This window comes from Neisseria dentiae, from assembly GCF_014055005.1.
In the GTDB taxonomy this organism is placed as follows: Bacteria; Pseudomonadota; Gammaproteobacteria; order Burkholderiales; family Neisseriaceae; genus Neisseria; species Neisseria dentiae.
Genome location: NZ_CP059570.1, coordinates 1,016,933 through 1,031,793 on the forward strand (window position 1 = coordinate 1,016,933; position 14,861 = coordinate 1,031,793).

Annotated in this window: 15 protein-coding genes and 1 pseudogene; 10 read left to right on the plus strand and 6 right to left on the minus strand. The window is 54.8% G+C overall.

The window, feature by feature from the left end; genetic code table 11:
- Positions 1–4 precede the first annotated feature (4 nt).
- The 4 genes from H3L92_RS04805 to H3L92_RS04820 all read right to left on the minus strand — a co-directional run bounded on the left by H3L92_RS04805 (position 5) and on the right by H3L92_RS04820 (position 3,987).
- The gene (locus H3L92_RS04805; RefSeq protein WP_085364914.1) at positions 5–619 is read right to left on the minus strand and encodes a DUF4230 domain-containing protein; all 615 of its coding nucleotides are present in this window, start codon (positions 617–619) and stop codon (positions 5–7) included.
- 1,058 nt (positions 620–1,677) lie between these two features.
- Positions 1,678–2,433 carry an amino acid ABC transporter ATP-binding protein gene (locus tag H3L92_RS04810; RefSeq protein ID WP_085364913.1) on the minus strand — a complete coding sequence of 252 codons (756 nt, stop codon included), beginning with the start codon at positions 2,431–2,433 and terminating at the stop codon, positions 1,678–1,680.
- 8 nt (positions 2,434–2,441) lie between these two features.
- Positions 2,442–3,125: an amino acid ABC transporter permease gene (locus H3L92_RS04815; protein WP_158088136.1), complete on the minus strand. Its 684-nt coding sequence runs from the start codon at positions 3,123–3,125 to the stop codon at positions 2,442–2,444.
- A gap of 22 nt (positions 3,126–3,147) precedes the next feature.
- A complete protein-coding gene (locus tag H3L92_RS04820; RefSeq protein WP_085364937.1) occupies positions 3,148–3,987 on the minus strand; it encodes an amino acid ABC transporter substrate-binding protein in 840 nt (279 codons plus the stop codon).
- Positions 3,988–4,189: 202 nt separating this feature from the next.
- On the opposite strand from H3L92_RS04820, the gene tadA reads away from it, so the two are divergent.
- A complete protein-coding gene (gene tadA / locus H3L92_RS04825) occupies positions 4,190–4,906 on the plus strand; it encodes a tRNA adenosine(34) deaminase TadA (RefSeq protein ID WP_085364936.1) in 717 nt (238 codons plus the stop codon).
- On the opposite strand, the pseudogene H3L92_RS13230 reads toward tadA, so the two are convergent.
- Positions 4,890–5,047: pseudogene (locus tag H3L92_RS13230) on the minus strand (lipoprotein signal peptidase). The gene tadA and the pseudogene H3L92_RS13230 sit on opposite strands and share 17 nt — an antisense overlap.
- Positions 5,048–5,341: 294 nt before the next feature.
- On the minus strand, positions 5,342–6,232 hold the full coding sequence (locus H3L92_RS04830; RefSeq protein WP_085364911.1) for a LysR family transcriptional regulator: 891 nt from the start codon (positions 6,230–6,232) through the stop codon (positions 5,342–5,344).
- Between the two features lie 310 nt (positions 6,233–6,542).
- Between H3L92_RS04830 and H3L92_RS04835 the strand changes: the two genes are divergently transcribed.
- From H3L92_RS04835 to H3L92_RS13590, 9 genes are all read left to right on the plus strand, one after another.
- Complete coding sequence (locus H3L92_RS04835; RefSeq protein WP_085364910.1) at positions 6,543–6,860, plus strand: DUF485 domain-containing protein; 318 nt, start codon at positions 6,543–6,545, stop codon at positions 6,858–6,860.
- 2 nt (positions 6,861–6,862) lie between these two features.
- Positions 6,863–8,539, plus strand: coding sequence for a cation acetate symporter (locus H3L92_RS04840; protein ID WP_085364909.1), 1,677 nt, complete (start codon positions 6,863–6,865; stop codon positions 8,537–8,539).
- Positions 8,540–8,657: 118 nt separating this feature from the next.
- Positions 8,658–9,017 (plus strand): hypothetical protein, encoded by a 360-nt coding sequence (locus H3L92_RS04845; RefSeq protein WP_085364908.1) that lies wholly within the window; start codon positions 8,658–8,660, stop codon positions 9,015–9,017.
- Position 9,018: 1 nt separating this feature from the next.
- Positions 9,019–9,441: a protein YgfX gene (locus H3L92_RS04850; protein WP_085364907.1), complete on the plus strand. Its 423-nt coding sequence runs from the start codon at positions 9,019–9,021 to the stop codon at positions 9,439–9,441.
- A gap of 83 nt (positions 9,442–9,524) precedes the next feature.
- Positions 9,525–10,811 (plus strand): bifunctional tetrahydrofolate synthase/dihydrofolate synthase, encoded by a 1,287-nt coding sequence (gene folC, locus H3L92_RS04855; RefSeq protein ID WP_085364906.1) that lies wholly within the window; start codon positions 9,525–9,527, stop codon positions 10,809–10,811.
- Positions 10,812–10,823: 12 nt separating this feature from the next.
- A complete protein-coding gene (locus H3L92_RS04860) occupies positions 10,824–12,044 on the plus strand; it encodes an SPOR domain-containing protein (protein WP_085364905.1) in 1,221 nt (406 codons plus the stop codon).
- Complete coding sequence (locus H3L92_RS04865; protein WP_085364904.1) at positions 12,044–12,541, plus strand: CvpA family protein; 498 nt, start codon at positions 12,044–12,046, stop codon at positions 12,539–12,541. Before H3L92_RS04860 ends, H3L92_RS04865 begins: the two co-directional genes overlap by 1 nt.
- 16 nt (positions 12,542–12,557) lie before the next feature.
- Positions 12,558–14,093, plus strand: a complete 1,536-nt coding sequence (purF, locus tag H3L92_RS04870; protein WP_085364903.1) for an amidophosphoribosyltransferase — start codon at positions 12,558–12,560, stop codon at positions 14,091–14,093.
- Between the two features lie 134 nt (positions 14,094–14,227).
- The gene (locus H3L92_RS13590; protein ID WP_372338519.1) at positions 14,228–14,359 is read left to right on the plus strand and encodes a transposase-like zinc-binding domain-containing protein; all 132 of its coding nucleotides are present in this window, start codon (positions 14,228–14,230) and stop codon (positions 14,357–14,359) included.
- Positions 14,360–14,861: the final 502 nt, after the last annotated feature.

The following is a 14,861-nucleotide window of genomic DNA, read 5'->3' on the forward strand; positions in this document are numbered from 1 at the left end:
AGAGTCAAACTTTGCACGGCGGCAAAGCGGAGGGGTAGATTGACACGTTGGTTTGCGTGAGTGCAAACAGCGTTTCAAGCTGGCGCTGCGCCTGAATCTGCGCGTGTTCAAGAATATCTGCTTTGCAGGCGCTTGCCAACACTTGTTTTTTCGCCTGCTCCTGCACGGCGGCAAACACGCTTTTATCGATGGGGTGCAGGCCGAGCGAACCGGTTTTGATGTCGTACACTTCGATGTTGTCGAGGTTGACGTCTAAAACTTCCACCGGCGGCAGGCTGATAATCACTTTGCCGTCAACCACGTTCACATTGTCGGCGGTGAGTTTGCTTAAATCCAAACCCGCCAGCACCCTGCCTTGCGCCATAAACAGGCCGGTTTGCGCGTCTTGCCAGAGCGCATACCAGTTGCCTTTCTTTTCGGTTTTCACAATGGTGTCGATGTGGAAGGCCGTGCTCTCCAAGCGGTTGAGGTTTTGGATTTGCGTGAGCACGCCCTCGCGCGTGAGCACCTGCTGCTGCGCCGCCTGCTGCGGCTGTTTGCGAACCCCGTACCAAACGCCGGCGGCAACGGCCAGCAGCAATAACAACACCGCAGCGGCGGTGCGGAAAAACGTTTTCATGTGTTCCAAACCTTAATCAAACTTGCTGACAGCGCCCAATATAATGTTTCCAATCGGATTTTCAATATTAGAGCCATCTGAAAATGAACACGCACCAAAAAGTAGGGCAAATTCCAAACTAACCAAGGTGTAGTTTTCTTATGGGCAAATAAATATAGCCCCCGCTTCAATACCAAGTCGTCGGGCAGTAACGTACTCAAAAGTCAACAGCGTACTGCCGATCTTTTCAACATCTCCCGAACTCAGTTCTAACGTGGGATTACCGCCTATAAAAAGGTAGCATTGAAGCGATCGGATACTCGTAAGCTGAATAAAGACAAAATAACCATTCCTTAAAAAAAGCAAAAACACCCAAAAGCTGAGAAACGACCATTACTTGAAGCACCTTTTACACATTGCCCTGCTGCCCAAAAACCGTTTCTACGACAATTTGAATTGTCTGAACAAAGGCGAAGCCGACAAAGTAGCTGCGTAAAATTATACAAATGAAATAAAACCACTACGACAACCGGCGTATCACTACAGTTTCATCCTGGAATGAGAAGAAAGCGGCAAGAATTACGAAACTGTTGGGTTTAAAGGCCAAAGCGCGTTAGAAAAGGCTTGTCGCCATGTAATGGAAAAATACCAGAGAGCCTTCTCACTATCGCGATGGTCCGACAGCAAGATGATGACGAAAATGCTCAACTGAACTGTGCACAAGTTAAACGGAGAGAAATTGCTACCGCACTCCGACTAAGGCTACTGTACCGTATACACGATTATCGAGGTAGTTTGGCCAAACCACAGATGACGCAAAGCATACTGCGTAGGGGAAACTGTAGGAACAATGCACCGATGGAGGTTTCTGTGCGGTGCTGAAGACGGGGGTGTTTGATTTGGAGGCACTGCCTCCGGTTAGGCAGTTGGGCAAACCACTTCGGGAGTATATCTGGTATTACAACGGTGAGTGGTGCAGTTTTGAGGCCATCTGAAATAATTTAAAACAGTGCCTAAAATTTTGTGTGGAGGGACAAGCTCATAATCTTTCAGAGGGCCTTTCCAATCAAACAAGCGGCTTATTCGGTTTCCACCCTAATCTGCTGCAAAAACCGTTTGGTGCGTTCGTGCTGCGGGTGGCGGAACAAAGTTTCGGGCGAGCCTTGCTCCACAATCAAGCCGTTATCCATCACCACCACGGTGTCGGCCACTTCCATGGCGAATTTGATTTCGTGGGTTACCACCACCATGGTCCAGCCTTCTTTGGCCAGCTCTTTCATGGTGTTCAGCACATCTTGCACCAATTCGGGGTCGAGTGCGGACGTGGGTTCGTCGAACAGCATCAGTTCGGGCTGGATGGCCAGCGCGCGGGCGATGCCCACACGCTGCTGCTGGCCGCCTGAAAGCTGATAGGGATAAAGATCGGCTTTATCGCCCAGCCCCACTTTTTCCAGCAGCACCATAGCGGCCTGCCTGGCTTGTGCGGCGGGTTTGCCCTGAACGGCCACAGGGCCTTCCATCACGTTTTCCAACGCGGTTTTGTGCGGAAACAGATTGTATTGCTGGAACACCATGCCTGATTTGCGGCGCAGGGCGAGAATGTCTTTTTTCGACGGATGACGGGCGAAATCAATCTTCAGGGGTTCGCTGCCGCCGAAAGCCACCGTGCCCTGTTGCGGCATTTCCAAGGCGTTGAGGCAGCGCAGGAACGTGGTTTTGCCCGAACCGGAAGGGCCGAGTATCACCACCACGCTGCCTTTGGCCACATCCAAATCGATGCCGCGCAAAATGGCGTTGCTGCCGAACGATTTGTGGATATTGCGTATTTCGATCATGGGCTTGCTCACTTGGCAACGTAACGGTCGAGCCGTTTTTCGAGTTTGGTCTGGCCGATAAAGAGGAAGAAGCAGAACACCCAGTAAATCAGGCCGGCTTCGATGTAAACGGGCAGGAAATCATAGCTGGCGTTGGCAATCTGCTGCGCCACGCGGAACAGCTCGGTGATGGTCACCACCGAAGCCAGCGAAGTGTCTTTAAACAGGCTGATGAAGGTGTTGCTCAAGGGCGGAACAGACACGCGGAATGCCTGCGGCATGATGATGCGGCGGAAGGTTTGCATATAGGTCATGCCGATGGAAAAACCGGCTTCCCATTGGCCTTTGGGCACCGACAAAATTGCCGCGCGTATGGTTTCGGAAGCATAGGCGCCGATATTGAGCGAAAAGCCGATAACGGCGGTGGGCAGCGGATCAAGGGTGATGCCGATGGCGGGCAGGCCGTAAAACACCACCATCAGCTGCACCAGCATGGGCGTGCCGCGTATGGCGGAAACATAAAACTGCACCACGCCCAAAAGCAGGCGGTGAAACAGGCCGCCCACGGGCACTACCCGCACCAACGCCACGCCGAGGGCAATCAATATGCCGCAGACAAAAGAAACGACGGCCAGCGGAATCGAATACAGAAACCCCGCTTTCACCATCGGCCAGAATGCGTTTATGACCAAAACCGCGCGCTCTTCGGTCATAAACGGCAGGGCGCTTAAAAAATCACTTAACACTTACATCTTCACCAAAGAATTGCTCGCCCAGTTTTTTCAGCGTGCCGTCTTGGCGCAACTCTTCCACCGCACCGCTGATTTTCGCCAATGCTTCGTCGTTGTTTTTATTCACGATAAAGCCTGCACCCAGTTTTTCTTCGGCAGAAGCCGTCCAAGCGGTTTTCAGGCCGGAATCGGGGTTTTTCTTCATATAGTCGAGCAGGGCCAGCGAATCGTTGAAAGTGAAGTCGGCACGTTTCTGCTGCACCAGCGTCAGCGCTTGCGCCATGCCGTCAACCGGAACAATTTTGGCTCCGGCTTTCTGCGCCATTTCGCCGTAGTTGCTGCTCAGGGTTTGCGCGGCAGACAAGCCTTTAACGTCGGCCAGCGTTTTGATGCGGTTGTCGTCTTTGCGGTCGACCGCCATCGGGCCGGAATAGCTGTAATCGGCGGATTTGTCGAAAGTGGCGCGGCGCTCGGGCGTGGTCAGACTCACCTGGTTGGCCACCATATCGAATCGGCCTGCTTTCAAACCGGCCAGCATGGCATCCCATTGGGTTTCTTTAAACTCGATTTGAATGCCCAGTTTTTCGGCCACGGCGCGGGTAACTTCCACATCGTAACCGGTTAATTTGCCGCTTTCGTCGTGATAGGTAAACGGCGCATAAGTGCCTTCGGTGCCCACGGTTACCGTGCCTTTGTTATTGATGCGCTCCAACAGCGAACCGGCGGCCGCTTGGGTTTGCGGGGCAGACGCGGCGGGAGCCGAAGCGGAAGAGCTTGCGCCTTCGTTGCCGCAGGCCGCCAAAACAAATGCAGCCATGCTGCCGAGAACGAATTTTTTCAACATGATGTTTCCTGAAAAGCTGGTAAAAACGCGCATTGTACGGTAATCGCCGTGCCAATACAAAGAATGCTTGCTTCTATGCCGTCAGGCTTTTCGGGCTCAAACGTTATATATGCGGCAGGCCGTCTGAAAAGGCGGTTCACAATCCCCGCAGCCATCTGTTGTACAATCGCCGTTGTTTTCAGACGGCCACGGTTTAACCATGATGCAGCTCACCCATCCCCCCTTTGCCCCTAAAGTTTTGCAAACGCTGCAATCGCTCGGCATCCGCACTCAGGCGGATATACGGGCGCGTGGCGCGGCCGGTGCGTTTCTGTTGCTGAAAGCGGCCGGGTTAACTGTTACCCGCAGCACGTTATGGCAGCTCGCCGCCGCCGAACGCGACATCGGTGTGCACGACTTGGGGCCGTCTGAAAAAGCGGCCTTGCTCGAAGCGGTGCGGCGGCATCCGCCGGTGGCGGTGTTTCCGTCTCAAACAGAAATGGAAGATTTTATGCGCGCTGCCTTGGCGCAGGCAGAGCAGTCGGCCGCAGCGGGCGAAATCCCGGTGGGCGCGGTGGCGGTGAAAAACGGGGAAATCATTGCGGCGGCGCACAACACCTGCGTGGGCAGCTGCAACATCAGCCGCCACGCCGAAATCGGTGTGTTGGAAGCCGCCGGAAAAGCGCTGCAAAACTACCGCCTCGACGGTTGCGATGTTTATGTTACGCTCGAACCTTGCTGCATGTGCGCGGGCGCATTAATCCAAGCCCGTGTTGCCCGCGTGGTTTACGGCGCGAAAGAGCCGAAAACAGGCGCGGCCGGCAGCGTGGTGGACTTGTTCGGCGATATCCGCTTAAACCGCCACACGGCGGTTGCCGGCGGCGTGCTGGCCGATGAGTGCGGCGCACTGCTGCAACGGTTTTTCAATGCCCGGCGGTAGGTAAAGGCCGGCCTGAGACCTTTTGCAAAACCCCCAGATGTGGATGCAGTTCAAGGCGTAGCAGCGCAGCAAGCGCAGACATAACATGGAGTTACGAGCAGCACACAACGCAGAAATGCACCGCAGATGGGGGATTTGCAAAGGTCTCAGCCTACGCTTTCGTTCACATAAAATACCCGGCACCAAGCCGGGTATTGCTGTTTTTTATTACTGTTTCTTGAAGAATATAGTGAATTCAAATAAAAACTCCGAAATGAAATAACTGCATTCAAACTTGCAATTGGGCGATATGCTAAAGAATCGTTTTACCCTACTTCGGCATTCTTATTTTAATCCACTATAAATAGCTACCGGGGTTAAGCCCGGGGCAGTATTGAAACATTTTTCAGACGGCCTGCCTTAAATCAGGCCGTCTGAAAAATATCCGCTCCGGTATCAGACAACCGTATCCGCCCAAACCTCTTCCACACAGCCTTTGAGCAGATTCAATACGGGGTCTTCTTCAAATTCGTCGAGATAAATAAAGTGCAGCGGCAGGGTTTGGCGGTATTCGTCGAGTATGTCGATGGGCTTGCCCGCCGCACGTGCGGCTTCGGCTTTCTGCGCGGGTATCATCGCCAGCCCCGTGCCTTCGCAAACCAAATCGATGATGGTTTGCGGGTAGTCGCAGATAATCTGCTGCTTGGGCGAAATTTTGTGTTTGCGCCAAAACTGCTGCATATGCTTGCGGCTGCTCGACACCACCGACATTTCAATCCACGCATATTCTTCCAAACTTCCGGGCAGGTTGGCCCGGATGCGGCCGGTTTCGCCCGCATGGCAGACCAGCGAGTATTGGATGTCGCCGAGAAACAGGCTGCGCAGGCTGCGGCGGGTTACGGGACCGAGAAAAAAGCCGCCGTGCAGTTGTTTGTCTAACACGCGCTGCTCGATTTCGCCGCTCATGCCGTATTGGATATGCAGCATGATATCCGGATCCTGCTTCAGAATGCTTTGTGTCAGGCCGGTGATTTTATCGGGGGCAACGGGGTGGATAAGGCCTAAATCGGCATGGGTAACATAATGTTCCGAAAGGGTTTTGGCAAAACAGTCGAGTTTGTGGTGGTGTTGCAGCAGGGCTTCTGCCTCGGGCAGGAACACTTCGCCTGCGGGGGTGAGCGCCATGCCGTTGGTGGTGCGCTTGAACAGGGTAACGTCCAAGCGTTTTTCGAGCGACTTGATTTGCGCGGAAACCGCAGGCTGCGACAGGTGCAAACGCTCCGCCGCCTGGGTCAGGTTGCCGATGTGGGCAACTTCGGTAAAGGTTTTAAGCTGGGTGTAGTCCATATTTCTCTTCTGCACAAGTCGGTGGAATCGTTGCCGGCGCCCGCCCCTCTCCGGCCGTTACTTTATTACTTTGTAAATAACCGCCGCCTGACGTTGCGCCGCATCATGCATTGATTATGATGTTTTAGCATATTTGCAGGCCGTCTGAAAGGTTTTTCTGACAAGGCTATTGCTTTTAAAATCAATTCTGTCCGGCACATTATCAGCCTGACGGATTGATACTATCAGAAAATAATATTAGCCATAGCAATGTTTTTTCATTTCTAATCCCCCCCGTTTACCGACAAGCGTTCTGTATAAGGAGAAAGTAATGGATAAACAAACCGCACAGCAAGTGCTCTCTCACCCGAAGTTCAAACAGATGGCGCAGCAGAAGGCATTGATAGGCTGGAGCTTTTCGGCTGTTGTTTTTGTGATGTATGTGGCCTACATCTGGCTGATCGGCACCGCGCCCGAAATGTTCGGCAAGCCCGTGTCCGAAGGCAGCATCACCACTTGGGGCATTTACGCCGGCATTTTCGTGATTGTGTTTTCATTTATCACCACCGGCATTTATGTAAGCATCGCCAACGGTAAATTCGAAGAAATGACCAAAGAAGTTGTCCGCGAAGTTCAGGGAGAAGAATAAACATGAATAAATTTTTAACCGGCACCTTAGCCCTGCTCGCTTCGGGCAGCGTTTGGGCAGACGCCTTAACCGGCGATGTGGAAAAACAGCCGCTGAATATTTCGGCGATTGTGATGTTTCTGATTTTCGTGGGCGCAACGCTGTTCATCACCAAATGGGCGGCCAAGCAGAATAAGTCCACCAAAGATTTCTACACCGCCGGCGGCGGTATTTCCGGCTTCCAAAACGGCTTGGCGATTGCGGGCGATTATATGTCTGCCGCTTCGTTTTTAGGCATTTCGGCCATGGTTTACACCACCGGCTACGACGGCCTGATCTACTCCACCGGCTTCTTGGTGGGCTGGCCCATCGTGTTGTTTCTGGTTGCCGAACGTTTGCGCAACCTCGGCAAATTCACCTTTTCCGACGTGGTGGCCTACCGCCTCAAACAAGGCCCCGTGCGCGTGTTTGCAGCCAGCGGCTCCCTGTTGGTGGTGATTCTCTACCTGATTGCCCAAGTTGTGGGCGCAGGCAAACTGATCCAGCTGCTGTTCGGCATGAGCTACACTTCCGCCGTGGTTATCGTAGGCGCGCTGATGGTGGCCTATGTGTTGTTCGGCGGTATGCTGGCCACCACTTGGGTGCAGATCATCAAAGCCGTGATGTTGCTTTCGGGCGCTTCGTTTATGGCCTTTATGATTTTGAAAGCCTCCGGTTTCAGCCTCGAAGGCATGTTTTTAAAAGCCACCGAAATCCACGAAAAAGGCACCACCATCATGTCGCCCGGGGGCTTGGTTTCCAACCCGATTGATGCGCTCTCGCTGGGCTTGGCATTGATGTTCGGCACCGCCGGCCTGCCGCATATCCTGATGCGCTTCTTCACCGTGCCCGATGCCAAAGAAGCACGCAAATCGGTGTTTGTGGCCACAGGTTTTATCGGTTATTTCTACCTCTTAACCTTCATCATCGGTTTTGGTGCGATTATCTTCGTTACCAAAGATAACCCGCAGTTCTTCACCACCATGATCCAAGACGGCAAATCCGTTGCCGAAATGATCGGCGGCACCAATATGGCGGCGGTTCACTTGTCCGGCGCACTCGGCGGCAACCTCTTCTTGGGCTTTATTTCCGCGGTAGCGTTCGCCACCATTCTGGCCGTGGTGGCCGGCCTGACCCTCTCCGGCGCCTCCGCCGTAAGCCACGACCTATATTCTTCGGTTATCCGCCAAGGTAAAGCCACGCAGGAAGAAGAAATGCGCGTATCGCGCTTGGCCACCTTGGGCTTGGGCGTGATGGCCATCGTGTTGGGCATCGCCTTCGAAAACCAAAACGTCGCCTTTATGGTAGGCTTGGCGTTCGCACTGGCGGCCTCGGCCAATTTCCCGATTCTCGCCCTGTCGATGTTCTGGAAAGGCCTGACCACCCGCGGCGCGGTTATCGGCGGCTTCTTAGGCCTGCTGGTAGCCTTCGTGCTGATTATCCTCGGCCCGACCGTATGGGTAAAAGTCCTCCACAACAAAGAAGCCATCTTCCCATACAGCAACCCCGCCCTGTTTACCATACCGTTAGCCTTTATCGCCGCTTGGTTCTTCTCGGTTACCGACAAATCGAAACAGGCTGAGATTGATAAAGCAGGTTTTGAAGCACAATACGTGCGCTCCATGACCGGTATCGGCGCGGCGGAAGCCAGCGACCACTAAACCCGAACCGCTGCAAAGCATACAACAGGCCGTCTGAAAAGATTTTTTCAGACGGCCTTTCGGTTTGCCGCCGATATTCAGTACAATGCCGTCTGAAATTTACCCGTAAGGACGCACCATGTATTTTGTTGACCGCACCGCCGTGGTGCTGAAACCCACCGCAAACTTTCTCGCCTGGCTCAAACAGGCCGATGAAAATATGCCCGATTTAACGCTGGAACAAATCCGCAGCAACTGCTCGGTGTTTCTCGTGCCGCAGTTCGACGAACCCGAAGCGGTGGTTTCCTATTTCGACGAGCGCTACCAAACCATTTTCGAAGCCGAAATTTCCGGTTGGGACATCCCCCGCAGCCAATGGCCGACCGATATGAGCCTGAAAGCCTTTTGGGAATACTTCGAAGTGGAAATTCACGACATGGTGCTCGATATGGAAGAAGCCGAGCTGAACATCACCCCCGTATTCGACAATATGATGTAAGATGCGCCCTTTTCAGACGGCCTTCAAACCTTCGCGCACCGGCAAAACCCTAACGGTGTTTTTGCATCTTTGGGCGGCCTATCTCTGCCTTAGCGCGTTTCACGGCGCGGTGCGTATCATCGGTTTGCTGTTGCTGGCCGCCGCTTTTTGCTGGGCGTGGCACAACCAAAGCCTGCGCCGTGCCGATGCCGTGCACAAAATCGCCGTCAGCCCGCAAGGGCGGGCGGTGGTGTTTGTCGGCAGGCCGCAAACCGCTTTCGAAGCCGTGTTGTGCCCGGGCAGCTTGGTTTCGCCCTATGCCTTGTTTTTGAGATGGGATTTGGGCGGCCGCACGGTGTGGCAGTTTGTGCTGCCCGACATGGCGGAGCGCGAAAGCTTCCGCCGCCTGTTGGTTTGGGCGCGCTGGGGGCAGCCTAAAGATTAACCTTTCCTTTCAAGGCCGTCTGAAACATCGTTTCCGCATTCCCTGTTTTCAGACGGCCTCCACACACATTTACCACCTTCAAAATGAAAACATTAAACGACTGGTTATCGCATCTCGAAACCGCCCACAGCGCAGGGCTGATTGACATGGGTCTGGCGCGCGTGGGCAAAGTGAAAAACACCATGCGGCTCGAACCGCAATGCCCCGTGGTGGTGGTGGCGGGCACCAACGGCAAAGGCTCGGTGTGCGCATTCCTCACCCAGATTTACAAGCAGGCCGGTTTTAAAGTCGGCACGCTCACCAGCCCGCACCTGCTCAAATACAACGAACGCATCTGCATCAACGGCGGGCCTGTAAGCGACGAAACGATTACGGCCTCGTTCGAGCGCATCGAAGCAGCGCGCGGCGGTGTTTCCCTCACTTATTTCGAGTTCAACACGCTGGCCGCCGTCGATATTTTTATGCGCGAAAACGTTGATGTGATGGTGCTCGAAGTCGGCCTCGGCGGGCGTTTGGATGCGGTAAACGTTTTCGATGCCGACTGCGCCGTCGTAACCAGCGTCGATCTCGACCACCAATCGTTTCTGGGCGACACCGTCGAAGCTGTCGGCTACGAAAAAGCCGGCGTGTTCCGCAGCGGCAAACCCGCCGTTTGCGGCCAAAACCCGCCGCCCGAATCGCTGCGCCGGCACGCCGAAAGCATAGGAGCCAACCTGCTCTTGGCCAAACGCGATTTCGATTTCAGCCGCATGGAACAGCAGCAATGGTCGTTCCACTTCCATCCCACCGCCGCATCGGGGCTTTCAGACGGCCTCAAACGCAACCGCAACGCCCTGCCCGTGCCCGCCCTGCGCGGCGCCTACCAACTGGGCAACGCCGCCTGCGCGCTGGCCGTTATCGAATGCCTCAACCCGCGCCTGCCCATCGACATCGGCTCCATCAAGCGCGGGCTGCTGCTGGTTCACAACCCCGGCCGCTTCCAAGTGCTGCCCGGCCGGCCGCTCACCATACTCGACGTCGCCCACAACCCGCACGCCGCGCGTGCCCTGCGCCAGGGGCTGATTGCCCTACCTTTCGCCGAAAAGCGCACCGCCGTGTTCAGCATTCTGGCCGACAAAGATTCAGACGGCGTTATCGACATCGTGAAAGACCAGTTCGACCAATGGTATATCGCCCCGCTGCATCTGCCGCGCGGCATGAGTGGCGAAGAAATAGCGCAAAAACTCAACCGCTGCGGCATCGATGCCGTGCAAAGCTTTGAAAATATTCAAGCGGCCTATCAAGCCGCTTTGGCGCAGGCCGGGGAAAATGATAGAATTACCGTTTTCGGTTCTTTCCACACCGTTGCCGAAGTCATGGCCATTTTGTAACAAGGCAGATTCATGTCAAACAACCGTTTCCATTCACTCAACGAATACGAAAAACTGAAGCGTAAAAACCGCCGCCGCTTAGTCGGCGCATCCGCGCTGGTGATATTTGCAGGCATTCTGCTGGCCAATGTTCTGAACCGGGGCGGCGGAGACGAAGCCGCCGAAAACATCAGCATCGAAAAAGCCGCTTCAGCCGCATCGGAAACTGCGCCGCAGGTAGAGCTGGCCAATCAGGCCGCTTCTTCCGACGATGCTTCCGATTTGTCGCCCGCCGCCGTGTTGGAACCCGCTCCGGCCGACACCGAAACCACCGAACTGAACAACCCGCTTGCCAACCCGCCCGCGCAAACGCCGGCACAACCCGCACCCGCAGAACAAACGGTATCCGAACCCGCCGCCCAAACCGCCGCGGCAACCGCAGCCGCAAAAGCAGCGGCCGAGAAAAAAGCGGCGGAAACCAAACCCGCCGCCAAACCCGTGCAGGCCGAAGCGCCCAAACCCCAACCTAAACCACAACCCAAGCCGCAGCCCAAACCCGAAGAAACCGCCCCGCCGCCGGTGGTGGTGATTAACAACCGCGTCGAACCCGATGCCGAAGCCGAACGCAAAGCCGCCGCCAAAAAAGCCGAAGCCGAGCGCCTGAAACGGCAGGCACAGCAAAAAGCCGCCGCCGAACGTTTGAAACAGCAAGAGCAGCAAAAAGCAGCGGCACAGCAGGCCCAACAGGAAGCGCAGGCACGCAAAGCGCGCGAGCAGGCCGCAGCCAAAGAGGCCGAACGCCAGAAAGCCGCCCGTTTGGCCGAGCAGGAAGCAGGCCGTCTGAAAGCGCAAAAAGAAGCCCGCGCCAAAGCCGAAGCTGAAAAACGCGCCGCCGAAGCCGCCAAGAAAAAACAGCAGGAAACCAACCGCAAAGCCGCACAAGACGCCTTAAACAACAAATCCGCGCAGACATCGGTTGAAAAAAGTGATCCCAAAACCATTTTAGAAGGCAAGCCCGCCTCCAAAAAAGCCATTATCCAAGCCGGCGCATACAGCAACCGCGACCAAGCCAAACAAATGCAGCAGAAGCTGGCCGATGCGGGCGTGAGCGCCTACATCACCGAAGTGGAAACCAGCAAAGGCAAAGTTTACCGCGTGCGCACCGGCCACTACCCCGACCGGGAAACCGCCGGCAAGGCTTTGGAACGGCTGCGTAAAAAAGGTGCCGACGGCATCGTAATCGGACAACCCTGATGGCAACTTTCGACCTGCTCGCCTTCGGCCTGATCGGCCTGTGCATTATCGTTTCGATGATGCGCGGCATGATCGCCGAAGTGGCCTCTTTAATCACTTGGATTGTGGCGTTTATCGCAGCCAAAATGTTTGCCGTGCCGTTTTCGGAAATCGCTTTCCGCTCGTTCGAGTCGCGCCCTGTGGCTGTGGCTTTGTCATTTATCGTTCTGTTTGCCGCTGCATGGCTGGTGCAGCGTTTTTTACGTTCGCTGCTCACCGGTGCCGCGCAAGCCGCGGGCTTGGGCGGCGTCAACCGCCTGCTCGGCGGTGCATTCGGCGCGCTCAAAGGTGTTTTGCTGGTTACGCTGGCGGTAATCGCCTGCTCGTTTACCGACCTGCCGCAAACCGACGGCTGGCGCCAATCGCTCAGCGCCCGCTATTTCGAGTCGCTGGCCCAGTTCGCGGTACCCTATCTGCCGGGTGCCGTTGCAGATAAAATACAGTATCAACCCCTTTAAATGTTCGGAGAGAAAAATGTGTGGCGTATTGGGCATGGTAGCCTACCAACCTGTAAACCAAAGCCTTTATGACGGCCTGCAAATGCTGCAACACCGTGGTCAGGATGCCGCCGGCATCGTTACCGTGGAAGGCAGCATTTTTCATATGCACAAAGGCAAAGGCATGGTGCGCGACGTATTCCGCACCCGCAATATGCGCGACCTGACAGGCAACGCCGGCATCGCCCATGTGCGCTATCCCACCGCAGGCAATGCCGACAGCACCGCCGAAGCGCAACCGTTTTACGTCAGCTCGCCGTTCGGCATCGTGCTGGGGCACAACGGCAACCTCACCAACACCGAAGAGCTGTATGAAAACGTGTGCCACAAACACTTGCGCCACATCAACACCCGCTCTGATTCGGAAGTGCTGCTCAACGTGTTCGCCCACGAACTGCGCCGCGAAGTAACCGATTCCGGCGCTTCGCAGCTCAGCGTCGATAATATTTTCGACGCCGTCGCCAAACTTCACAAACGCGTGCGCGGCGCATACGGCGTAGTGGCCATGATAGCCGGCTACGGCATGGTGGCTTTCCGCGACCCGCTCGGCATCCGCCCGCTGGTGCTGGGCACGCAAGCCGCTTCAGACGGCCGCACCGCCTATGCCGTGGCTTCCGAATCGGTTGCCTTTAATGCCATCGAATTCGATTTGGCGCGCGACATCGCCCCCGGCGAAGCCGTGTTCATTTCTTTAGACGGGCAGTTTTTCTCCCGCCAATGCGCCGAAAACCCCAGCCTCAGCCCCTGCCTGTTCGAATACGTTTACTTCGCCCGCCCCGATTCGGTAATCGACAACGTTTCCGTTTACCGCGCCCGTTTGGGCATGGGCGTAACACTGGCCGAAAAAGTGAAGCGTGAACTGCCCATCGACGATATCGACGTGATCATGCCGATTCCCGATACCAGCCGCCCCAGCGCAATGGAGCTTGCCCATCATCTGGGCAAACTTTACCGCGAAGGGCTGATTAAAAACCGCTATATCGGCCGCACCTTCATCATGCCCGGCCAGGCCACCCGCAAAAAATCGGTGCGCCAGAAACTCAGCCCGATGGAATCCGAGTTCAAAGGCAAAAGCGTGCTGCTGGTAGATGATTCCATTGTACGCGGCACCACCAGCCGCGAAATCGTCGAAATGGTGCGCGCATCCGGCGCCCGCAAAGTCTATTTCGCCTCTGCCGCCCCCGAAGTGCGCTACCCCAACGTGTACGGCATCGATATGCCGACCCGCGAAGAGCTGATAGCCAACGGCCGCGATAAAGACGAAATCGCCCGCGAAATCGGTGCCGACGGCTGCGTTTTCCAAGATTTGGCCGAGCTGGAACAAGTGGTGAAATCACTCAACCCCGCCATCGATTCGTTCGACACTTCCTGCTTCAGCGGCCGCTACCCCACCGGCGATATCGACGAAGCCTACCTGCAAAAACTCTCCGCCGACAAATCCCTGCCCGCCGCACTCACCGGCACCGTCCACACCGCGATACGCATCAACAACCATTCGGAAGACGATGAATAACCTTTGGCCGATATAGAAGCGGTAAAAGGCCGTCTGAAAAATATCATTCAGACGGCCTTTGGCAACATTCGAATTAAATGGGCATTTGGGTTGGTAAAAATCGCTGAAAGCATTACCATGTAAGGCTTTCAGCGATTTTTTTGCCAATGAACACAAAATGCCCATTTTGCCACCAAAACACCCTAATCAAATATGGCCGTAAAAACAGTCGACAAAGATATAAATGTTCTGCCTGCCATAAATTCCTTCACACTCAAACCGCTTGATAATAACCATCTCTGCCGCACGAATACATCCACCTCAAACAAATCTGTGCACAAATCACAAAACGCTATCAATGCAGCACCAAAACAATCCACCGGCGTATCAAACAAGGCAGCTTAAATTGCCGACAAACCCCTTAAGTCCGTTGCCAACCTTATCATGAATCCCCTATTTCGGCAGATTATTCGGCGTTATGATTTTCATGAGCCAACTAAACGGCAGCATAATCCACAAACAACACGTCATCAATAAAACAGTTGCCCTTTACGAAGCAGGTTTAATCGTCGTCATGAAAAAAGCATACGTATTCAAAGCATGACCGCAGACGGCTTCAAAGACATCGCCCAACTCTTTTCCGATATCCCCTTCCAATCATGCCGATAATATGGCGCTCATACAAACTACTTGAACGAAATCAGTTCCAATGAAGACGGCACACAAAAATAGTACCCACAAAAGATTAAGGGGCACGTATAGCAGCCTAAAATGTAACCTAGCTTATCT